At 38.7% G+C, this 22,347-nt stretch carries 25 protein-coding genes; 11 read left to right on the forward strand and 14 right to left on the reverse strand.

Features of this window, described 5'->3' with window-relative positions:
* Positions 1-67: 67 nt before the first annotated feature.
* From PCY70_RS11400 to PCY70_RS11430, 7 genes are all read right to left on the reverse strand, one after another.
* Positions 68-214 (reverse strand): hypothetical protein, encoded by a 147-nt coding sequence (locus PCY70_RS11400; protein ID WP_305767418.1) that lies wholly within the window; start codon positions 212-214, stop codon positions 68-70.
* Positions 215-330: 116 nt separating this feature from the next.
* On the reverse strand, positions 331-762 hold the full coding sequence (locus PCY70_RS11405; RefSeq protein WP_305767419.1) for a hypothetical protein: 432 nt from the start codon (positions 760-762) through the stop codon (positions 331-333).
* Complete coding sequence (locus tag PCY70_RS11410) at positions 756-974, reverse strand: hypothetical protein (RefSeq protein ID WP_305767420.1); 219 nt, start codon at positions 972-974, stop codon at positions 756-758. Before PCY70_RS11410 ends, PCY70_RS11405 begins: the two co-directional genes overlap by 7 nt.
* A 140-nt stretch (positions 975-1,114) precedes the next feature.
* A complete protein-coding gene (locus PCY70_RS11415; RefSeq protein ID WP_305767421.1) occupies positions 1,115-1,297 on the reverse strand; it encodes a hypothetical protein in 183 nt (60 codons plus the stop codon).
* A 327-nt stretch (positions 1,298-1,624) separates the two neighbouring features.
* Positions 1,625-1,879 carry a hypothetical protein gene (locus tag PCY70_RS11420; RefSeq protein WP_305767422.1) on the reverse strand — a complete coding sequence of 85 codons (255 nt, stop codon included), beginning with the start codon at positions 1,877-1,879 and terminating at the stop codon, positions 1,625-1,627.
* The gene (locus tag PCY70_RS11425) at positions 1,873-2,070 is read right to left on the reverse strand and encodes a hypothetical protein (RefSeq protein WP_305767423.1); all 198 of its coding nucleotides are present in this window, start codon (positions 2,068-2,070) and stop codon (positions 1,873-1,875) included. The genes PCY70_RS11420 and PCY70_RS11425 overlap by 7 nt, the downstream gene beginning before the upstream one ends.
* Before the next feature lie 29 nt (positions 2,071-2,099).
* Positions 2,100-3,158 (reverse strand): tetratricopeptide repeat protein, encoded by a 1,059-nt coding sequence (locus PCY70_RS11430; protein ID WP_305767424.1) that lies wholly within the window; start codon positions 3,156-3,158, stop codon positions 2,100-2,102.
* Between the two features lie 164 nt (positions 3,159-3,322).
* On the opposite strand from PCY70_RS11430, the gene PCY70_RS11435 reads away from it, so the two are divergent.
* Together PCY70_RS11435 and PCY70_RS11440 are read left to right on the forward strand one after the other, a co-directional pair.
* The gene (locus tag PCY70_RS11435) at positions 3,323-4,453 is read left to right on the forward strand and encodes a glycosyltransferase (RefSeq protein WP_305767425.1); all 1,131 of its coding nucleotides are present in this window, start codon (positions 3,323-3,325) and stop codon (positions 4,451-4,453) included.
* Positions 4,454-4,651: 198 nt separating this feature from the next.
* Positions 4,652-5,686, forward strand: coding sequence for a hypothetical protein (locus PCY70_RS11440; RefSeq protein ID WP_305767426.1), 1,035 nt, complete (start codon positions 4,652-4,654; stop codon positions 5,684-5,686).
* A gap of 81 nt (positions 5,687-5,767) precedes the next feature.
* Here the strand turns inward: PCY70_RS11440 and PCY70_RS11445 are convergent, their stop codons facing one another.
* From PCY70_RS11445 to ispE, 7 genes are all read right to left on the reverse strand, one after another.
* On the reverse strand, positions 5,768-7,156 hold the full coding sequence (locus PCY70_RS11445) for a sensor histidine kinase (RefSeq protein WP_305767427.1): 1,389 nt from the start codon (positions 7,154-7,156) through the stop codon (positions 5,768-5,770).
* Positions 7,153-7,839, reverse strand: coding sequence for a response regulator transcription factor (locus tag PCY70_RS11450; RefSeq protein ID WP_029488175.1), 687 nt, complete (start codon positions 7,837-7,839; stop codon positions 7,153-7,155). The genes PCY70_RS11445 and PCY70_RS11450 overlap by 4 nt, the downstream gene beginning before the upstream one ends.
* A gap of 114 nt (positions 7,840-7,953) precedes the next feature.
* On the reverse strand, positions 7,954-8,514 hold the full coding sequence (locus PCY70_RS11455; RefSeq protein WP_305767428.1) for a chromate transporter: 561 nt from the start codon (positions 8,512-8,514) through the stop codon (positions 7,954-7,956).
* Complete coding sequence (locus PCY70_RS11460; RefSeq protein WP_029488173.1) at positions 8,511-9,050, reverse strand: chromate transporter; 540 nt, start codon at positions 9,048-9,050, stop codon at positions 8,511-8,513. Before PCY70_RS11460 ends, PCY70_RS11455 begins: the two co-directional genes overlap by 4 nt.
* Before the next feature lie 36 nt (positions 9,051-9,086).
* Complete coding sequence (locus PCY70_RS11465; RefSeq protein ID WP_010167963.1) at positions 9,087-10,154, reverse strand: hypothetical protein; 1,068 nt, start codon at positions 10,152-10,154, stop codon at positions 9,087-9,089.
* A gap of 63 nt (positions 10,155-10,217) precedes the next feature.
* Positions 10,218-10,877 carry a GntR family transcriptional regulator gene (locus PCY70_RS11470; protein WP_010167961.1) on the reverse strand — a complete coding sequence of 220 codons (660 nt, stop codon included), beginning with the start codon at positions 10,875-10,877 and terminating at the stop codon, positions 10,218-10,220.
* Between the two features lie 2 nt (positions 10,878-10,879).
* Positions 10,880-11,794: a 4-(cytidine 5'-diphospho)-2-C-methyl-D-erythritol kinase gene (ispE, locus tag PCY70_RS11475; RefSeq protein ID WP_010167960.1), complete on the reverse strand. Its 915-nt coding sequence runs from the start codon at positions 11,792-11,794 to the stop codon at positions 10,880-10,882.
* Between the two features lie 188 nt (positions 11,795-11,982).
* Between ispE and PCY70_RS11480 the strand changes: the two genes are divergently transcribed.
* From PCY70_RS11480 to PCY70_RS11520, 9 genes are all read left to right on the forward strand, one after another.
* Positions 11,983-13,659 carry a methyl-accepting chemotaxis protein gene (locus PCY70_RS11480; protein ID WP_305767429.1) on the forward strand — a complete coding sequence of 559 codons (1,677 nt, stop codon included), beginning with the start codon at positions 11,983-11,985 and terminating at the stop codon, positions 13,657-13,659.
* Between the two features lie 147 nt (positions 13,660-13,806).
* Positions 13,807-15,354 carry an ABC transporter substrate-binding protein gene (locus tag PCY70_RS11485; RefSeq protein WP_305767430.1) on the forward strand — a complete coding sequence of 516 codons (1,548 nt, stop codon included), beginning with the start codon at positions 13,807-13,809 and terminating at the stop codon, positions 15,352-15,354.
* Between the two features lie 187 nt (positions 15,355-15,541).
* Positions 15,542-16,558 carry a heat-inducible transcriptional repressor HrcA gene (hrcA, locus tag PCY70_RS11490; protein WP_305767431.1) on the forward strand — a complete coding sequence of 339 codons (1,017 nt, stop codon included), beginning with the start codon at positions 15,542-15,544 and terminating at the stop codon, positions 16,556-16,558.
* A gap of 12 nt (positions 16,559-16,570) precedes the next feature.
* Positions 16,571-17,113 carry a nucleotide exchange factor GrpE gene (gene grpE / locus PCY70_RS11495; protein ID WP_305767432.1) on the forward strand — a complete coding sequence of 181 codons (543 nt, stop codon included), beginning with the start codon at positions 16,571-16,573 and terminating at the stop codon, positions 17,111-17,113.
* Positions 17,114-17,217: 104 nt separating this feature from the next.
* Positions 17,218-19,062 (forward strand): molecular chaperone DnaK, encoded by a 1,845-nt coding sequence (gene dnaK, locus PCY70_RS11500; RefSeq protein ID WP_305767433.1) that lies wholly within the window; start codon positions 17,218-17,220, stop codon positions 19,060-19,062.
* 78 nt (positions 19,063-19,140) lie between these two features.
* Positions 19,141-20,319: a molecular chaperone DnaJ gene (gene dnaJ, locus PCY70_RS11505; RefSeq protein ID WP_010167948.1), complete on the forward strand. Its 1,179-nt coding sequence runs from the start codon at positions 19,141-19,143 to the stop codon at positions 20,317-20,319.
* Between the two features lie 78 nt (positions 20,320-20,397).
* Positions 20,398-21,336: a 50S ribosomal protein L11 methyltransferase gene (gene prmA, locus PCY70_RS11510; RefSeq protein ID WP_305767434.1), complete on the forward strand. Its 939-nt coding sequence runs from the start codon at positions 20,398-20,400 to the stop codon at positions 21,334-21,336.
* Positions 21,329-21,520 carry an RNA methyltransferase PUA domain-containing protein gene (locus PCY70_RS11515; RefSeq protein WP_305767435.1) on the forward strand — a complete coding sequence of 64 codons (192 nt, stop codon included), beginning with the start codon at positions 21,329-21,331 and terminating at the stop codon, positions 21,518-21,520. The genes prmA and PCY70_RS11515 overlap by 8 nt, the downstream gene beginning before the upstream one ends.
* Positions 21,513-22,250 carry an RsmE family RNA methyltransferase gene (locus PCY70_RS11520; protein WP_305767436.1) on the forward strand — a complete coding sequence of 246 codons (738 nt, stop codon included), beginning with the start codon at positions 21,513-21,515 and terminating at the stop codon, positions 22,248-22,250. Before PCY70_RS11515 ends, PCY70_RS11520 begins: the two co-directional genes overlap by 8 nt.
* The last annotated feature ends 97 nt before the right edge of the window (positions 22,251-22,347 follow it).

A 22,347-nucleotide genomic window follows, 5' to 3' on the forward strand; every position in this document is an offset into this window, starting at 1 on the left:
TAATACACCTTAATATAGCATAAGAAAATCAAGCTTGTCAACGCTTATTTAATAATAAATTAAAATACTACATATCGCGAGCGTCAGTAGTCTCAGTAGTTGCAGACTTATCATGAGTTTCGGAAACTTCAGCTTCTGCAGTTACAATAGGGGGGATGCTTAGTATCGCAGGACCATGCTGGACCACTTCTATAGGAACCATTTGTAAGATCATAGAAGTTGCTTGATCGACGTCTGAAATAGTTGTGGTTTGTACTTCAACAGTTTCGAGAATATCAATTTCGGGGATGGGCTCTGTATCTACAGTGGTAGTGAATACATCTGCGGCTTCTATTTCTGAAAAATTTTTGGGATAGTTGATGGTAGTTCCATTTTCGACCGCAACAATTTCTTCGACAACCTCAGCATGTACAAGAGCATCAGCATCTGTATCGGCATTGACATCTGTATCGCATGAGCATGGGCATCAGCATCTGTATCGGCAGTAGCATGAGCATGGGCATCAGCATCTGTATCGGCAGTAGCCTGAGCATGGGCATCAGCATCTGCATCGGCAGTAGCATGAGCATGGGCATCAGCATCTGTATCGGCAGTAGCATGAGCATGGGCATCAGCATCTGTATCGGCAGAAGCATGAGCATCGGCATCAGCATCTGTATCGGCAGTAGCATGAGCGTCGGCGTTGTCATCTGTATCGGCAGAAGTATGAGCGTCGGCGTCAGTCATCTGTATCGGCAGAAGCATGAGCATCGGCATCAGCATCTGTATCGGCAGAGCATGAGCATCGGCATCAGCATCTGTATCGGCAGAAGCATGAGCATCGGCATCAGCATCTGTATCGGCAGTAGCATGAGCATGGCATCAGCATCTGATCGGCAGAGCATGAGCCGGGCATCGTCATCTGTATCGGCAGTAGCATGAGCATCGGCATCAGCATCTGTATCGGCAGAAGTATGAGCGTCGGCATCAGTCATTCTGTATCGGCAGAAGCATGAGCATGGGCATCAGCATCTGTATCGGCAGTAGCATGAGCATGGGCATCAGCATCTGTATCGGCAGTAGCATGAGCATGGGCATCAGCATCTGCATATCGGCAGAAGCATGAGCATCGGCATCAGCATCTGTATCGGCAGTAGCATGAGCATCGGGCATCAGCATCTGTATCGGCAGAAGCATGAGCATCGGCATCAGCATCTGTCGGCAGTAGCATGAGCATGGGCATCAGCATCTGTATCGGCAGACATCTGATCGCAGTGAGCATCGGCATCAGCATCTGAATCGGCAGTAGCATGAGCATCGGCATCAGCATCTGATCGGCAGAAGCATGAGCATCGGCATCAGCATCTGTATCGGCAGAAGCATGAGCATGGGCATCAGCATCTGTATCGGCAGAAGCATGAGCATGGGCATCAGCATCTGTATCGGTAGTAGCATGAGCATGGGCATCGACATCTGTATCGGCAGAAGCATGAGCATGGGCATCAGCATCTGTATCGGCAGAGCATGAGCATGGGCATCAGCATCTGTATCGGTAGTAGCATGAGCATGGGCATCAGCATCTGTATCGGCAGAAGCATGAGCATGGGCATCAGCATCTGTATCGGCAGAAGCAGGCGCATGGGCATCAGCATCTGTATCGGCAGAAGCATGAGCATGGCATCAGCATCTGTATCGCAGTAGCATGGGCATCAGCATCTATATCGGCAGAAGCATGAGCATGAGCATCAGCATCAGCATCTGTATCGGCAAAAGTGAGTGTGGGCATCAGCATCTGTATCGGTAGAAGCATGAGCATGGGCATCAGCCTCTGTATCGGCAGAAGCATGAGCATCGACATCAGCATCTGCATCGGCAGAAGCATGAGCATCGGCATCAGCATCTGTATCGGCCGAAGAAAAGGCCCATGAAGGTGTCGGCTCCAGCATCTGTATCGGCAGTAGCATGTGCATGGGCATCAGCTTCTGTATCGGCAGAAGCACGAGCATGGGCATCAGCATCTGTATCGGCAGAAGCATGAGCATGGCGCATCATCATCTGTATCGGCAGAAGCATGAGCGTGGGCATCAGCATCTGTATCGGCAGAAGCATGAGTGTCGGCATCAGCATCTGCATCGGCAGAAGCATGAGCACGGCATCAGCATCTGTATCGGCAGAGCATGAGCATGGGCATCAGCATCTGTATCGGCAGAAGCATGAGCATGGGCATCAGCATCTGTATCGGCAGTAGTATGAGCGTCGGCGTCGTCATCTGTATCGGCATTGACATCTGTATCGACAGAAGCCTGAGCATCGGCATCAAATTCGGCTTCAAGTCTATCGAGTTCTGCCTCGATGTCATTTTTTAGATCTACAACGACGTCTAAAGTTATATTAGAAAGTGCGGCAGGAGTTTTGGTCTCGGCCATTTCGATATATTTTAATGCAAGGTTGTAGCGCTCGTCCAGATAGGCAATGCGCGCATAATAATAGTAAGGCTCGGGATAGTGAACATCAGCAGTGATCAAACTCTTGTATAGTTTGCGAGCTTTTTTATCTTCGAATAAATAGAAATAGCTGGTTGCCAGATTTTCTTTGATGATATTGTTGTTGGGATATTTTTCGAGAGCTGCGATAGAATAGTCGCGAGCTTTCTCGTACTGTTCATTGAGATTAAGAAGCATTCCGTAGGTTTCCCAGAGCTGTTCGGCGTCACTTTCTTGGGTGAGTTCTTCATAAAGAGCGATGGCGTCATCGAGTTTATCTTCTTTATATAGCATAAGACCTTTGACAACTTTAAAATTGAAGATACCGTCTTTGTTGAGAATATCGGTTTGAATAGTTGCTGCAACTTGTTGGGCCTTTTGGGTGTGGCCCTGAGCGAGTAATTTGTAGGCATAAACAACTTTGATCTCCTCGGGACATTTTGGCAATGAGAGGGCTTTTTCATATAAACCATAGGCAATATCGAATTGCTTTCTCAAGTAGGCATTGTGAGCATTTTGAGCCAATACGTAATGTCTTCTGCGATACCCAAAAAATAGCATACATATTATAATAATGGCGATGGTTAAGCCGTAGCCTGCCCAGACGCTTCCCGTTACAATATTGAGTAAATAGCCGAGTAGCATAAATAGACCGGCTAGCAAAAATAGTAAAATAAGACTTCTTTTTTCAGACATAATTTCCTCCTATAAAACGTAATATAGAAATATTTTAGCTCGTTTTTTTTATAAAAGCAATACATGTTAGAAAATTTAAAAATATGGTAATACTATCAAAGAGAGTTTAAATATTTGTATACAAAAATTAGTGAGGCAAATTAGGAGGGATTTTTATTAAAGTATTGATTGCAACAGACACATATAAGCCAACAATAAACGGAGTAGTGACTTCTGTTTTAAATTTGGAAAAAGGGTTAAGAGAGCTGGGGCATGAAGTGAAAGTGGTAACACTGTCTCAAACGGCCCAATCATATTATGAAAATTCTGTGTATTATATAGGATCGATAGATATGAGTCGAATCTACCCAGATGCGAGAGTAAAGACACCGATTGTGAATAGAAAAGAAAGATTGGAGATAATAGATTGGCAGCCGGATGTCATTCATACGCAAAGTGAATTTAGTACGTTTTTGATTGCTAGAAAGATTGCAAAGAAGCTGGATATTCCGATAATTCATACGTACCATACCAAATACGAAGATTATACGCATTATTTTATAGATCATGCAGAACGAGGCAAAAAGATAGTAACAATAGCGACGCATTATCTGTCCGAGCATGTGAAAGGAATTATTGCACCGACGCGCAAGATTGCAACGTTGCTGGAAGGATATAAAGTGGAATGTGCGACAAGAGTGATTCCAACAGGGATTGAACTGGAGAAATATAAGAGAGTAGTATCGGAAGAAAGTATAGCAAAGCTAAAAGAAAATTTGAAGATTGCCAAAGATAATTTGGTGTTAGTTTCTATAAGTCGAGTGGGCAAAGAGAAGAATATTGCAGAACTAATTCGGTATGTGAAATCGTTTAAAAGAGATAACGTGTCGTTGTTGATAGTGGGAGATGGGCCCGAACGCAAGGCACTACAAAATTTGGTGGGCAGCTTAAACTTAACTGAGCAGATTAAATTTACGGGAATGATACGGCCAAATGAAATAGCCGCGTATTATCAGCTGGGGGATTTGTTTGTGTCCGCATCGACGAGTGAAACACAGGGGTTAACTTATATAGAAGCATTGGCGAACGGAACGCCTATTTTATGTAGAGAAGACGAGTGTTTGGAAGGGCTGGTAGAAGAAGGAGTAACAGGATATTCATTTGTGAGCGAAACAGATTTTCATCAAAAGCTATTGGACTTTATGGATGTTACAGATAAAGATGAAATGAAAGCGGCCGCAAAGCGTGTTGCAGATAAATATAGTATTTCAAATTTTGCTAGAAGTGTGGCTGAGTTTTATAACACCTATGTATAGAGTAGCATGGGTGTTTTTTGTGTATTATTTATAAATAATGTTTTCATAAAAATGTAAAAACTGAATATATATATTATGGTATGTAAAAAATGTCAAATGAGCGAATAAAAAATGGGATAATTTTCCAAAAAACTATAAAGAAGTGTAGAATGAGTGACGATATATTTTATAAATATATATTTGAAGGAGGATTTTAAAGTGAGAATAGAAAGTAATCAAATTAATCCACAAGAACTACAATCTAGAAATGCACAACAAATTCAGGAGACTCAAAGGCAACGAGAAAATAATCAAGCGCAAGAAACTGCACCGGTGCAGCAAGCCAATGAACCAGCAGCTGTATATGAAAGAGGCAGCCGACCACCAGTAACCGGAATATATCAAAGACCACAGCCAAGAGCGCAACAGCAAGCTCAAGCACAAACTAACAGTGCAACAAACCAAGCAGAACAAGCGATGGCTCAGGCACAGAGAACTGCCGCACAAGCGCAACAAGCAACGCAACAAGCTCAGGCAAGAGCAGTAAACGAAGAAGCGGAAGAGGCTCAAACTGAAGAACTAGACGAAGAAGAGATCTCTCAAGAAATTACTGATGAAGTGGCTAAACAGCAAAAAGTGGAAGAGCAAGCAGATGTTCCTCGTTCGAGTGAAGAGACTAGAGGATTAAGCTCGGATCAGCTTTCGGCATTGAATGATATGTTTGCGTCGCAACAAATGAATATGCTGAATCAAATGGGATCGTTTGCAAATAATCAAGCATCAAACCAAGCATCATCGGCTATGTATGGAGTGTTAAATAGCGCAAGCAGTACGATGAGTAATGCAATGTTAAATAGTTATGCTAGTGTATTTGGAAGCGTTGAAGAGGCAATACCAGGATTGGCCACTACACCAGAAGGAGCAGCGGAGGCTATCGCACCGGGCGGAGCTTATTCTGTTGATAAGGTTGCGGACCGTCTATTTAAGTTTGCAGAAGAGGTAGCTGGAGACGACCTGGAGAAGATGGAAGAGATGCGAGATGCGGTTATGCAAGGATTTGAAGAGGCTGGAATGGACTTAGAAACTGGAGAAGGAATGCCGGGAATCACGAAAGATACATATGACGCGACTATGAAAAAGTTTGAAGACTACTTTAACAAAGCAGCAGACACAGATCCTATTTTACCAAACGAAGATTTTGAGTATCCAGAAGAAGAAGTACAATCAATTTTAGGAATAGCAATGCAGCAATAAATTTTGGAAAATAAAGAAGATAAGGTGGCATCCGAATAATGGAGACATCTTATCTTTTTTTTGTAAAAATTTTTGATATAGTCATTTTATTATGGGTAGCACAATATTCATTGTGGTGCCGACACCTTCTATACTTTTAACAAAAATTTCACCATCGAGTTTGACAATGAGATTTTGGACTACGCTAAGCCCGATGCCGCTGCCTTCATATTTTTCGCGGCTTTTATCTGCTCTATACATTCGGTCAAAAATGTAATTTTTATCTTTATCACCAATGCCAATGCCTGTGTCTCGCACTGAAATAATAACACGCTTGAGTTTGATTGCAGTAGTGACTTCTATTTCTCCAAATTCTGTAAATTTGAATGCATTCGATAGTATATTCATCATAATCTGCTTGAAGGCATCGATATCGACATTTACCTGTACGTCTCTGGTGCGATCAATATTGAGTTTGTATGTGAGCCCCTTTTCGATAGCTACAATTTTGAAATTATTGCAAATTTCTTCTAGTTGATGATTGAGTTTATGTGGCTGTATGGCTAATTCTTTCTTATGTTCTTCTACACCCTTTAGTTTATCGAGGTTTTTGAGAAGATTACCAAATCTAACAACTTCTTTGTAGAGAAAGCTAATTTGTTCGTCATCGACAGGATAGATGCCGTCTATCATGGCTTCTAAGTTGCTTTGTAAGATGTGAAGGGGAGTTCTAATTTCATGAGAAATATCGGAAACTAATTTTTTGCGCAATTCATCTTCTTCTTGTAAGCGCTCGGCTAGATTGTTGGTGTTGATGCGAAGCAATTCGATTTCCTTTATGTGGCTAGGTCGTCGATTGCGAACCATATAATCGCCTTTGATAAGAGAGACAGATGTTTGAGAAATTTCATAAATAGGGGTAGAAATTAGCTTAGTTAGATATAGGGAAATAATAACTGCAATCAAGATAGTGATGCTTGCAACGATGATGATGCTTTTGTTGACTTGCTGTTGAAATACCAAATCATCAGATGACAATATTAAAGAAGGAAAGTATCCCAATCTGATATATGCGATTGTATTGCCAAGATTATCCAAAACCGGCAAATCGGTTTCTTGATAGGCCATTTTTTTGAGAGAAGCGGCATCGATATGAGGCTTGTCATCGTCATTATCGATTGTGGTTATTAGGGTGTTTTTATCAACGCCAATTAGCATGTTTTTGTCGGGATCGAGAACGCTAATCGCGTAGTGCTTAAGGTGTAGTTGTGCCATGATTTCTGAGCGCGCACCATTGACGTTTAGATATACACCGTCGTAGTCTGAGGCAATTTCGTTGGCCATAATTTGCCCAACCAACTTAATGTTAGATTCGATATAATCTCGAAAATCGCGAATCATTGTGTTATTAATAAATGAGCTTACCAAAACAACAATAAATAATCCTAATCCGATAAATAATGCAAATGTTTGCTTTCTGAATGAAATCATGTTAATGACCTGTCGAATTTGTAGCCGATGCCAGTTACGGTTTTAATAAATTTAGGACTTTTGGTATCGAGCTCAATTTTTTTGCGAATGTTTTTGATGTGAACATCAATGGTTCTGTCGAAGCCGTCAAAATCGATGCCCATAACAGCATCTATGAGTTGCTCGCGGCTAAAGACTCTGCCGGGAGATTTGGCGAGATGGTATAAAATGTCAAATTCATTAGGTGTGAGAACGATATCTTTGCCATAGGAAATAACCATTCTGGTTTCGGGATAAATCTTGAGATTGCCTTTATCGAATATACATAATTCTTCGTTGTTTTCACGTTCTTTGCGAGTTTTTAGAGCATTAACGCGGGCAACAATTTCGCGAGGGCTTATAGGTTTTACAAGATATTCGTCAGCACCTAAATTAAAGCCGCCCACTTTATTATCTAGAGTACCCTTGGCGCTAATCATAAAAATATATACGTTGGAGATTTCTCGCATTTTTTTGCAGATTTCTTCGCCTTGCATTCCTGGTAACATTAAATCTAATAACACTACATCGATCTTTTCGTCTAAAAATACTTTGAGCCCTTCTTCACCGCTATAGCAAGTGAATACTCTATATTTTTCGTTTTCTAAATATTTAGCAACAATATCTGCGACTCTTTTTTCGTCCTCTATTATTAAAATGTTCATAGTTGATCAGCTCCTTTTATTGCTAGTATATCCAAAACTTATGAAGATAAATTAAAAAATGCATGAAAAATTGAAAAAGTCGCCTGCAAGTGAATGCAAACGACTCATTAAGTATTATACGATTAAAATTCCTAATATGGCTCCAACAGCGATGTACACAATAGCATGTTTTTTGAATTTCTCTATTGCAAAAAAGAAAAGTAACCCTAGTAATATGTTGAATACAGTGGCAAGATATGCTGTAGATGCCCCGGTGATTAGATCTTCAATGCCGAATGCGATCATGGCAACAGAAATTCCGGCCGCACCGATGATTCCAGCCGCAACGGGACGTATGCCATAGAACGCTGCTTTTACATATGAGTTAGATTTAAATTTGTGGAATATTTTGGCAACGATTACAATGATGATGATAGAAGGAGTGATAAGTCCAAGAACCGCAATGATGCCTCCCAAAACGCCGGCAGTAGAGTAACCCATAAAGGTCGCCGCGTTTACCCCCACCGCGCCAGGCGTAGATTCGGCAACAGCGATGATGTTAATTAAATCTTCTTGAGTGATCCAATGATACATATCTATGAGCTCTTCGAGAAATGGAATGGTAGCAAGGCCGCCACCAACAGCAAATAAGCCAATCTTGAAAAACTCTGCATATAATAGAAGTAATAGATTCATTTCTTAGCCACCTCTCTACCGAAAATTAGTCCGCATACTGCGCCGATCACAATTAGTATTATTGGAGATGGTGACCACACTGCCATTACAATTAAGCTTGCAACAAATAGAATTTTTGTGGTTAAATCCAGCAAGGATTTTTTTGAAAGGGCAACAACACCGCTCGCAATTAGGGCAACAACAACAATCCTGATTCCAAAAAACGCTTCTTGTATTATACTTTGCTCCATAAATAAGTCAAAGACAGAAGCAATGAGTGTGATAATAACAATGGAAGGAGCCACAACACCCAATGTCGCAACAATGGCACCGATAACTTTGCCTCGTTTGTATCCTATAAATGTGGCAGTGTTTACTGCAATGATGCCGGGTGTCATTTGTCCTATAGCATAGTAATCCAAAACTTCATCTTCTTCTACCCATCCTCTTTTATTTACAAGTTCGGCTTGAATTATTGGCATCATAGCATATCCCCCGCCAAAAGTTAAAGCTCCAATTTTAAAAAATGCAAAAAAAAGATCTAATAATTGTTTCATAATTCCTCCCCATAGACCACATAGTTGTGGCAATTTTTAATTAGAATTATTTTCTACTGATACTATAATCTCTATATTTTGATTATTTTCTAGGCCAATTCTGTATAAATGATATGGCAGCGAAAACATGTTGTATCCGTCTTCTTCGTTAGAAATATATACTGTGGCTTGTTTGTCAAATGATGTAGATATAGCGGGTTGATGATCTAGAATATTGAGAAATTGCTCATATACTGAAAGTTCGCTGGTGTGATTGGTGTGTATATCGCCAACGCTAACGCCGGGAGTGAGTGCTAAAAATATGAGCTTCTTTGCGGAATTAATACCAAAACGAATCGAAAAAATTCCGGGACTTTTTAGCTCTTTAACAAGTTTCCTCGTTGTGCGTTCTATTTTGGCGTAGAGAGTTTTTGTTATGTTGGGAGGAATATGGATTAACGTTTTGCCTGTGGAGCCTTCTTCTTCCTCTTCGCAAATTGGATACAATACGATATTCTTTTTGTGATCGACAACGGCAGTGATGCTAAGAATTTGGTGGTAGTGCTCCAATTTTTCTAATATAACTATTGAAGTGCGATGCCTGAGAGGTTGCTTTAATTCTTGGAGCCCCTTGGCGTCTTCTATTTCGAACACATCCACATCGGTATCGTTAATTGAATCATTTTGAGAATATAAATAACATTTTAACGGAAACGTTATTTCGGGATTGCTAAGACCCGCAACAGTGGTAATTAGAAAATGCTCTGGAATATCGATTTTTAGACTAGTTGCAAGTGTTAGCTGATTTTTGCGACTAATTAAATAGAGATATGCGTCAAGTGTTGGATAAATAATGACATTTTTTGGTAATTTATTTTTGATGTTTGTAATTAGATTGGTAATGCAAATTATAGCATCGCATCTAAGTGACAAACGTTCAAGATTTTGTGAATTAAATTCCCCAACTAGGCTATATGTTGCGTAGTCGCTTGAAATATTAAAATTTTCTTGATCGAGTAAAACAGTTTCTATACCTCGCTTTTTTGCTTCTTTGCAAATCATTAAGCTTGTGAGATTTGATCCAATGATACCTATCGTATTAATTTTTTTGTTAGTGTTCATCATAGAATTGCCTTTCTTTAAGTTATTATTAAATTTTAACAAAGATTTGTACAAATTACAAGTAGTTTATTTTTCGCTAAGATACTTTAGAATTGCATCGCACTGTGTATTTATATGTTGCATGGCTAAGTCGGAAGCGAGTGGGACATCATGACTTTGGATGGCCTCTAAAATTTTTCTGTGCTCCGATAAAACGATTGTGCCTTCGCCCTCATATTTTAGATATGCAATTCTATATCGTAAGACTTGCTCTCTAATATTTTGAGACATTTGAATTAAGCGATCGTTTTTTGTGGCACTAAATATAATTTCATGAAACTCGACATCTTTTTGGATCATTTCGTCGATGTTATGCTCAGCAGCAGCAAACTCATATTCTGTGATCACGAGCTGCAGCTTTAAAAAATCGCGCGTATCGGTTCGTTGTGCAGCTAATCCTGCCGCGAGTGATTCTAAGGCGGCACGGACTTCTAAAACATCTTGGATATCTTTGCGTGTGAAGGGGGCAACATATGCGCCTTTGCGAGGAACCATAACGATAAGACCTTCTAATTCTAAACGACGGATGGCTTCGCGGATGGGTGTTCGGCTCACTCCGAGTTTTTCACCAAGCTGAATTTCCATAAGTCTTTGCCCTGGGAGAAGCTCTCCCCAGAGAATTTGATTTCGTATGGTTTGAAAAACAATGTCACGAAGAGGTTGATATTCAAGTTTTTCGTCTTGCATGATTATTTTTCCTTTCTTGTATTTGGTAGATAGGTAGTTGTAACAAAAACTTCTTTTAAATTAAAGCGCGATTTGATGTGTTCACTGGCTAAGATGCAGGTTTCTTTATTATTAAAGACACCAAATACTGTGGGGCCACTGCCGCTCATTAGAGAATTTATCGCACCGCAGGAGAGCATTTCCTGTTTTAGGTTTAAAATTTTGGGGTGGCGTGCTGTAGTCACTGTTTCTAATACGTTATACATATTGTCATAGATCAATTTTTTGTTATGTGTATTGATACCTAATAGTATTTTGGCAGTATCTGGATGTTCTTTGATGGAGTCTACGACTATTTCTCGAAAAACAGATTTTGTTGATACATTGACATTAGGTTTTGCGAGCAAAATGTGAGTTTGTGGAATGGGAGGTAAGATTGTTAATTTTTCTCCGATTCCTTCGGCCAGGGCTGTTCCGCGTAATATACAAAAGGGGACATCGGCCCCTACTTGAACGCCAATTGTCATGAGTTCTTTTTTTGTAAGATGAGTTTTGTATAGTTTGTTTAATCCAACTAAGACTGCTGCAGCATCGGCGCTGCCTCCTCCAAGTCCTGCAGAGATGGGGATTCTTTTTAATATATCGATATACGCTCCTCCGTCGGTTGATGTTTCTTTGAAAAATAGTTGAGCTGCTTTGTAGGCAATATTTTTGTGATTGGTAGGAAGCCACATTTTATTTGTTGAAAGTTTAATAGTTGAATCAATTGTTCTTTTTATAATTACAGTATCATGTAAATTGATGCTCTGCATAACCATTAAAAGCTCGTGATAGCCATTTTCTAGTTTGCCCAAAATGTCGAGTGATATATTTATTTTGGCGAGAGCTTTTAGTCTTATTGTATCCATTATAGCTCCTTTTCTTGTATTGATTTTCATACAATTATACCTCCTCTTTTTCTATTATGTCAATGGGAAGGTTTTTTGTGTGCAGAAAAATAGAGTAAGACTAATTAATTTGGATTTGAAAATATTATTGTTTTAAATATAAAGGTATGCTATAATCGAAATCGAAATATTATTAAGCATTATTGAATAAATTTTGTGGATCAATTTTGGGAGGGTTTATGAAAGCATTTAAAGACATACCAATTAAGAAAAAGTTGTCGAGAATAATATGGGTATTAAGTTTGGGCATGGGATTTTTGAGTTTATTTTCGATTAACCGATATCAGTTTGTTAGAAACGAAATAGATGATTATATGACCACTACATATGCGGCTCAAAATTCTGCAACAAGCATTTACTTATATATAGAAGCTATACAAAAAGCTTATTATAGAATAATTTTAGAAGATGATGCGATCATAGATGCAGAACAAGTAAAAAACATAGAAAGTTTTATGAACCTATTGGAATTAGAAGAAGATGTTATGAATGAGACTTTTATATTAGATGATAGAATGAAAAATGAGTTGTTTGGATTAATGCAAGAATTGGAAGAAATTAGTAATAATGTAATAATTGCTGCGACAGATTATAGTGCAGAAGATACTTATGAATACATGAAACTTACTGTTATTCCTCTTGTAAATGAAATTTTTGAAAGCTTGCAAGATATATTAGAATTAACTCATAGTAAAAATGATGATCTAATGATAAGTATAAAAAATATGATCAATGCTGTAATAGCATTTTTATTTTTGGGATTTTTAGTAGCAACGGCAACGGCAATGAAAGTTTATTTTACAGCTGTTAAAACGATTGTAAATCCTCTTAATAGCATGACTGAAGTGGCTAGGCAAATGGCTCAAGGAAATCTACATCATGATATTACATATACTTCTGAAGATGAAGTGGGTGCTCTGGCGGATGCTATGAAAAATATGACTACAATGTTATTTGGGTATATTACAAAAATAGATAAAGCACTTCAAGCTGTGAAGTCTGGCGATATGACGCAACCAATCAAAAACGAGTTTAAAGGAGACTTTAATAAAATCAAGGAAAATATTAATATTGTTGTAGAAACGCTAAATACAACTTTGTTACAAATTTCACAATCGTCTAAGCAGGTAGAGGAAAAAGCTGGCGTATCTTCTGAAGAGGCGATAACTTTAACTAATTGCGCAGCAACACAGGCTGATACCATGAAAAACTTTGCAGAACAAATGAGAAATCTCTACGATCGAATTATGCATAACATTAAGATTACCAATGAGTCGAATGTACTGGGAGTTAAATTAAAGACTACGGCGACAGATGCGATGGAAGAAATAGGATTGTTGCTAAAGGGGATGGAAGAAATTGTTGCAGCGATTTCGAATGTAGCTAGTTTTATTAGCGTAATCAATAATATTGCGACGCAAACCAACTTGCTTGCGTTGAACGCATCAATAGAGGCCGCGCGTGCTGGAGAGTCGGGAAAAGGATTTACAGTTGTTGCGCAAAATATACGTGAACTGGCTGTTAGAAGCTCGGCTCAGGTTAAGGAAATAGAAGAGGTGATAACAAGCTGTGTAGAAAGCGCGACTTCTGGGAGCAAGATTGCCAATTCGGCGTCGGAAGCATTTAAACAAATTTTGAACCAAATTTCTAGAGCAACAGAGCTAAATGAAGATTTAATAGAAGGTTCGAATGCGCAAAATGAAGTATTAAAATTTATTACGGAGGACCTAAAACAAATTTCGGCAAGTACCAAAGAAACAAAAGAATCAGCAGATGTTACATCGCAATTGAGTAATGATCTATTAACTGAGTCAAAAATATTGGGAACTTTGATGGAAGATTTTAAAATTAATTAATGAGAAGAGGCTGTTTTGGTATATAATACTGAAGCAGCTTTTTTTATTGCATAGAATTTGCAACTCGAATGCAATTTGTATTGCTTTTTTGATGATAAACTGATAATATAAACTGATGTCTAAATATATACTATGGGAGGAATTGAATTGAACAAGCATTTTAAGAAAGTATTGCTTTGCGCAGGAGTAGCAGTTGGCTTGTGTGGTTGTAGCGGAGGAATGAAAGATACATTGACGCTGGGGTGTAGTAATTTTTCAAATTCATTGGATCCTAGTGCATCTCCAAACTCGGCTTGGGGAACTGCTAGATATGGAATAGGAGAAGGACTTTTTAGATTTGATGACACGATGAATGCACAGCCATATTTATGTGATACATATGAAGTGAATGATGAAAAAACTGTTTGGAAGTTTCATATTAGGGATGGAGTAAAATTTTCAAATGGGAAAGAGTTAACCGCGGCGGCAGTAGTGGCAAGTTTTGAATATTTATATGAGCAAGAACGCAATTATAAAGGCACCAATAAGCCGAGCCAATATTTGGAATATACAGACATTGCTGCAGACGATGCGACAAATGTGGTAACGATAGTAACAAAGCGACCATATGCAGATCTTACAAAAGTACTATCACACGTGAACTATATAATTTTGGATACAGAAAGCGATATGGCACTGGCGCCAGTGGGGACTGGACCATATAAAGTTGTGAATAATGAAGTAAGCGTATCTATGGAATTAGAGAGAAATGAACATTATTGGAATGGCGAGGTGCCGTTTGAAAAACTAAATATAATTTATATGGAAGATAGTACGATAAAATCGTTTGCACTACAAGCCAAAGATGTGGACATAGTAGATAGCATTACAACAGCACACGATTTGAAAATGTTGCGAGAGTCTGAAGATTTTAATGTGGCAGAAACAGTGAGTACAAGGACGGCATTTTCGTATATAAACCATGATGGGGTGTTGGGAAATGACACATTACGAGAAGCAGTTTTGCTGGCGGTAGATGATGAAACTATAGCAGAAGTAACATTAGGTGGCGTATATACGGCAGGATGTGCAGTGCTTCCATTAACTCTAGATTATGGATATAACGAATTAATAGACAAAACGCCATTTAATGTAGAGTTGGCAAAAGCAAAATTGGACGAGGCGGGAATAATAGATACAGATGGAGATGGGATTAGAGAATTGGATGGTGAAAATATAAGCATAGATTATATAAGTTACGTGATGAAAAGCTTGGATGTAGTTGCCGAAGCAGTAGCAGCAAATCTAAATGACATAGGAATAGATGTAAAGCTGCGAGTATTGGATTCTGATACGCACTGGAACATGGTAGCAAACAGAGAATTTGATTTAGCGATAAATAGTTGGCTGACAGTTCCAGTAGGAGATCCGGTGGGATTTTTAAAAAATTGGTATGGCAAGAGCGATATAAATTATAGTGGTTATCAAAATAATGAGTACGATATTTTATATGAGGCATTGTTAGAAGAAATAGATATAATGCATCAAAAAACTTTAATCCAAAGATTACAGCAAATATTGATTGACGATTCGGCAACGATGGTGAATGGATATTATGAAAGCAATTTATCAAGCAACGCAAAAATAGAAGGTGTGACCATGCCGATGTCAGAAAGTTTTTGGATTACAGCAGATATTAAACCAGCAGAAAATTAAAAAATGTATTTGGAGTCTCGATTTTATAAAGGATCGAGACTTTTGCCATGAATTGGAGCGAATATTTTTTTAAGAATTTTCAAAAAACTATTGACAGGAGGTTTTTTGTATGATAAAGTATCAAATGTAGTTAGCACTCGCATCAAATGAGTGCTAACAAAAAACTAAAGATGGGAGGCGCAACAGGATGAAGGAAAGAAAGATTCGTATTCTGGAAGCGATTATTCAAGACTATATACAAACAGGCGCACCAGTTGGATCTAGAACACTCTCTAAAAAGTATGATTTAAAACTTAGTTCAGCAACGATAAGAAATGAAATGTCTGACTTAGAAGAGCTTGGTCTAATAACTCAACCTCATGCCTCTGCAGGTCGTATCCCATCAGATAAAGGATATAGGCTTTATGTAGATAGCCTTATGGGCAAGGAGGACTTGAGCCCCGAGCTTAGTAATGTTATCGGAAAAATGTTGCACGACAAAATAAATAATATAGACTCTTTAATAGAAGAGACGGCAAAATTAGTTGCATTAACAACAAACTACGCAACTATTGCGAGCACTTTTTCTATGAATGAGCCAATTGTTAAGAGGGTTCAGATTATGCCGTTAGAGCCCAAAACTATTGCGTGTATCGTTATAACTGATTCAAATTTATTGAAGCATCAGTTGATATTAGCAGATATCGAGGTAACGGACCTATTGGCAAATCAGTTAACAGCAATCTTAAATAAAATCATTGTTGGAATGACTGCAATGAACTTACGACAGTGCAATCTTGATATGATAGACCAAACGTATAAGCCCCTAGTTATAAAAATTATAAATACAGTTATTCAAATATTATCTGAAAAAGATTATAGTCATGTGTTTTCTAGAGGAACTACAAATATATTGGAGTTTCAGGAGTTTAATGATATGCAAAAAGCCAGAGAGCTGTTGGAGCTATTAGATAAGAAACCGTATCTAACTAGTTTGCTATCAAAAAGCGCTACTAATACTGTAAATATCAGTATTGGAGAAGAAAACAACTTGGAGCCTATGAAAGAGTGCAGCGTTATAACAACGACGTATAAAGTGGGCGAATGTACTTTGGGTTCTATAGGAATAATTGGACCAAAGCGAATGAACTATAGTCAGGTGGTAAGTTTATTAGAACAAATTTCGACTCAACTTACAAAGATGTTTGGAAAAGACTTTATATAGGAAGGAATTTTTATGAAGAAAAAGCAAAGAGAGACTGCAGAAGTTGCAGAAGAGCAAGTAGAATCAGCGATTGAAGAGACAGAAGCTGAAGAAATTGAGGCAGAAGTTGAAGAGGCGGTTGAGGACGCAGAAGTGGTTGATAGCAAAGACCAAAATTTGGAAAGACTTCAACGTCTAATGGCTGAATTTGATAATTATAGAAAAAGAACCGAGAAGGAAAAGTCTACTGTTTATGACATGGCAGTGAGCTCGATAGTAACCGATCTGCTAGGAACAGTTGATAACTTTGAGAGAGCCTTAAAGCAAGAATGTAGTGACAAGGAATTTTTTGATGGCGTTTCTATGATTTATAAGCAATTGATTGGAGCCATAGATAAAATTGGGGTTAAGGTTATTGAAACTGAAGGAAAAGAATTTGATCCCAAATATCATAATGCAATTTTTCATGTTGAAGATGAGAACTTGCCTAAAAATTTCATAGTAGAAGAATTACAAAGAGGCTATACTTTTAAGGATAAAGTGCTTAGACACAGTTTAGTTAAAGTGGCAAATTAAATTTTAGTTTGGAAGTATACTATAACTAAAAAATGGTAATAATCTACTCGTAAACTAATAGAAAATAATAATTTATCATATAAAACATTTGGAGGGAATTTATAATGAGTAAAATAATCGGAATCGACTTAGGAACAACAAATTCATGTGTATCAGTTATGGAGGGTGGTAAGCCTGTAGTTATTGTTAATGCAGATGGAGGTAGAACAACTCCTTCAGTTGTTGCATTTACAAAAGATGGTGAGAGACTAGTTGGAGATACGGCAAAGCGTCAAGCAATCACAAATCACGACAGAACAATTGCATCAATCAAACGTTATATGGGAACAAACCACAAAGTTACTATAGATGGTAAAGCTTATTCACCTCAGGAAATTTCAGCTGTTACTCTTCAAAAATTAAAAGCAGATGCAGAGAGTCATTTGGGTGAAAAAATTACTCAGGCAGTTATTACTGTTCCTGCATATTTTACAGATGCGCAACGTCAGGCAACAAAAGATGCCGGCAGAATTGCGGGGCTAGAAGTTGAGAGAATTATAAACGAGCCAACAGCTGCAGCGCTTGCGTATGGCCTAGAAAATGAGCAAGAACAAAAGATTGTGGTTTATGATTTGGGAGGCGGTACTTTTGACGTTTCGATTATAGAAATTGGAGACGGCGTTATCGAAGTATTGGCAACAAGCGGAGACAATCGTCTTGGTGGAGATGACTTTGACCAACGTGTAATTAAGTATTTAGTTGATGAGTTTAAAAAAGTAAATGGAACCGACTTATCTAACGACAAAATGGCAATGCAACGTATAAAAGAAGCCGCAGAACAAGCTAAGAAAGAACTTTCTACAAAAACTACAACTCAAGTACTAATACCGTTTATCACATCTGCAGGTCAAAATTTAGATGTAACACTTTCTCGTGCAAAGTTTGATGAATTAACTCACGATCTTGTTGAAAAAACTATTGGACCAGTAAGAAACGCATTAAAAGATGCGGATCTTAGCGCATCAGAGATTGACAAAGTCTTGCTAGTGGGTGGGTCAACTCGTATCCCAGCAGTACAAGAAGCTGTAAAGAAAATTATAGGTAAAGAGCCATTTAAAGGAATCAACCCAGATGAGTGCGTTGCGATTGGTGCGGCAATTCAAGGTGGAAAGCTTGCTGGAGACGCAGGTGCGGGAGACATTCTTCTATTAGATGTAACACCGCTAACACTAGGAATCGAAACATTAGGAGGCGTGGCGACACCATTAATTCAAAGAAATACAACAATTCCTACTAAGAAGAGCCAGGTGTTCTCAACAGCTGCAGATAATCAAACAGCCGTTGATATTCATGTAGTTCAGGGCGAGCGTCCAATGGCTAATGATAATAAAACTTTGGGTAACTTTAAACTAGATGGAATCTTACCGGCACGTCGTGGAACTCCACAAATCGAAGTAACATTCGATATCGATGCAAATGGAATTGTTAAGGTTGCGGCAAAAGATCTAGGAACAGGAAAAGAACAGCATATCACAATTACTGCAAGTACCAATCTTTCAGAAGACGAAATCAACAGAGCTGTGGAAGAAGCGGAGAGAAATGCAGAATCAGATAAAAAACGAAAAGAAGCAATTGATGCGAAAAATGAAGCAGATAGCATGATCTTTCAAACTGAAAAAGTAATTAATGAAAGTGCTGATAAAATTGATCCGGCTGATAAGGCAGATCTGGATGTGAAACTTGAAGAACTTAAAAAATTAAATGACTCAATTGACATGGCAAATGTAAATGATTCTCAAATTGAGGCACTTAAAACTGCAAAAGACGAGCTCACTCAGATTTTCTATGCAATCTCAGAAAAGATGTATGCGCAACACGAGCCACAAGGTGGTCCTGAAGATTATGCGGGTGCGGATATGAGCGGAAATCCAAACGATGATGTAATCGATGCAGACTTCAAAGAAGAATAACAACTTTACAAAGTCAAAGGGCACTCCTCTTTGGCTTTTAATGCGTTAAAATAAAAAATAATTTAATGGTGGTGAAGTATGGCAACAAAAAAAGATTATTATGATGTGCTTGGTGTGAATAAAAGTTCAACAGAAGCAGAAATTAAAAAAGCATATAGAAAGGTAGCGAAAAAGTATCATCCAGATACTAATCCAGACAACGCAGAAGCGGAGTCAAAGTTTAAGGAAGCTTCAGAAGCGTATGAAGTTTTGAGTGATTCTGATAAAAAAGCTGCCTATGATAGGTTTGGACATAGCGCGTTTGAACAAGGTGCGGGCGGCGGAGCTGGCGGAGGCGGTTTTGGTGGCTTTGGAGATTTTGGCGGCTTTAGTAGTAGTGGCTTTAGCAGTGGTGGGTTCGACTTCGAAGATCTTTTTGGAGACTTATTTGGTGGAGGTAGTAGGCGTTCGTCTAGGCGTGGGCCAAAACCTGGTGCAGATATCGAGCAAACAATTCAGATTACATTTGCGGAAGCTGCTTTTGGAGTGGATAAAGAGATTACAGTGCAAACTTCTGAAACTTGCCCTACCTGTAAAGGAAGCAAAGCGAAGCCAGGAACTCATGCGGAAACTTGCTCGAAGTGTAATGGTACGGGTCAAATCAAAATTACTCAAAGAACGATTCTTGGAAATATGCAAACTACATCAACTTGTGACGTTTGTAGAGGAGAAGGTAAGGTTATTAAGGAGAAGTGTACTACTTGTCGTGGAACAGGTAAAGTTAAGGTATCTAAAAAAGTTACTGTGAACATACCTCCGGGTATTGATACCGGCCAGACTTTGCGTGTAAATGGAAAAGGAGAAGCTGGAGATATTGGGGCACCAGACGGTGATTTATTGCTGACAATATATATTAAGGCACATGAGATATTTAAGCGAGACGGAAATAGTGTAAACATGAGAATGCCGATTAGTTTTAAGCAAGCAGCGCTGGGAGCCGAGGTTTCGGTGCCAACTCTCGATGGAAATGTAAAGCTAGATATTAAGGAAGGAACTCAGACGGGAACCAAGTTTAGACTGCAAGGAAAAGGAATTCCAAGCTTGAGAAATCCAAAGGTACGAGGGGATCAATATGTAGAAGTGTATGTAGAGGTGCCTAAAAATCTTTCGGCAACGCAAAAGGAATTGCTCGAAAAGTTTGATTCTAATACAAAGGATAGCCATCAGCCAGAACAAACAAAGTTTAAGCAAAGGTTAGAAAGATTGTTTAAGAAATGAAGTAAAAAATGATTTTTGGAGAAACGAGAGGGCAGATATGGGGCTCCCTCGTAATTTTTTTGTTAGGAGAAATAGCATATGGATTGTATAGAATTTAAGATAGAAACAACAACTGCAGCGGTGGAAGCGATCAGTTATTTTATTGCAGATACATTGGAGGGCGGAGTGGAGATTTGCGATCCCAAAGATGCCATAAATCAGGACAAGACCCAAACTTGGTATGATTTTATTGATGAAAGTTTACTAGATGCTGACATGAATACAGTTTTTGTGAAAGCATATTTTAATAAAGGAATAAATATAGAAGAATATAAGGAAAAAATTTCAGCTGAGTTAGAACATATAAAAGAGTTTTTGGATGTTGGCGCCGCGCAAATTATTGTGAGCGAAATTCCAGAAGAAAAATGGGCAAACGAGTGGAAGAAGTATTATAAGACTTTTAACATTACAGATAAAATAGTGATCAAACCATCGTGGTTGGCATATGATGTTGCAGGCGATGAAATTGTGATAGAAATGGATCCGGGAATGGCATTTGGCTCGGGCACTCATGAAACTACATCGATGTGTGTTCAGTTATTAGAAAAATATCTAAAAAAAAGCAATAGAGTACTGGATGTAGGCACTGGTAGTGGAATTCTCGGAATTGTTGCCGCAAAACTTGGGGCATCAGTTTTGGGAGTGGATATCGATCCGATGTCGGTTAAAGTTGCTGTAGAAAATGTCGCGATCAATGGTGTTGCAGATAATATGGCGGTTGTGCAAGGAGATTTGCTGGAAGTCGTTGCGGAAAAGGCAGATATTGTCATTTCGAATATAATAGCAGATGTGATAATTGTATTGGCAGCGCAGGTAAGGCAAGTGTTGAAACCGGGTGGAGTGTGGATTGCTTCAGGGATTATTGATGAGAAAAAAGCAGCGGTGCTGAAGGCAGTTGAAAAGCATGGCTGGGAGGTTGTAGAAGTAACAGAAAAAAATGAATGGGTTGCGTTGGCAATGCGTGATGTTAATGCCTAAATATTTTGTAGATAAGTCTAATATAAAAGATGCGACGATCGTGATAGAAGATAGAAATTTTCATCATATTAAAAATGTTATGCGAGCCAAGATAGGTGATCAATTGCAGCATGGCTGGGAGGTTGTAGAAGTAACAGAAAAAAATGAATGGGTTGCGTTGGCAATGCGTGATGTTAATGCCTAAATATTTTGTAGATAAGTCTAATATAAAAGATGCGACGATCGTGATAGAAGATAGAAATTTTCATCATATTAAAAATGTTATGCGAGCCAAGATAGGTGATCAATTGCTTGTGGGTGATAAAGAAAACGGAATGTACAAATGTTTTGTTGCAGAGATTTCGGCAAATTTTATTACTGCAAATATAGTGGAGGTCTTTGCGGCAGATACCGAGCCTGCAGTAGATATAGTATTGTTTGCGCCTCTTATTAAAGGAGACAAGATGGAATGGGTTATTCAAAAAGCAGTGGAAATCGGGATCGCGAAGATTATACCGATATATACGCAACACTGCGTGGTGAAGCTGGAGTCTGAGAAGAAGATTGCCTCGAAAGTTGAAAGGTGGAACAAAATAGCGGAGTCGGCAGCAAAGCAGTCGGGGCGTGGCATAACCGTCGCGGTGGCAGACCCAATGAAATTTGCTGATGCGATGGAGTTTGCTGATGCCGCGCTGGATGTTATTGCAATACCATATGAAAAAGAAGATACGCAAACATTTAAGAAAATGCTAAGAGAAAATCAGTTTACAAGCCTGGGGATTTTTGTTGGGCCAGAGGGAGGGTTTGCAGCAGAAGAGATTGCTATTGCAGAAAAATTCGGAGCAATGGTAGTCACGTTGGGTAAAAGAATTTTGAGAAGTGAGACAGCTAGTATTGTGGCCACCGCGCTAGCTGTCCATGAAACTAATAATTGAGTTGCGCCTTCTTCGGAAGGTTTTTTCTATAAATGACTTTATTTTTGATTTGTTTTAGAGTATAATCTAAGAAAATAATATTTAAAAGGAGTAGCTG

It is taken from the genome of Candidatus Epulonipiscium viviparus (assembly GCF_030708075.1).
GTDB lineage: Bacteria > Bacillota > Clostridia > Lachnospirales > Cellulosilyticaceae > Epulonipiscioides > Epulonipiscioides viviparus.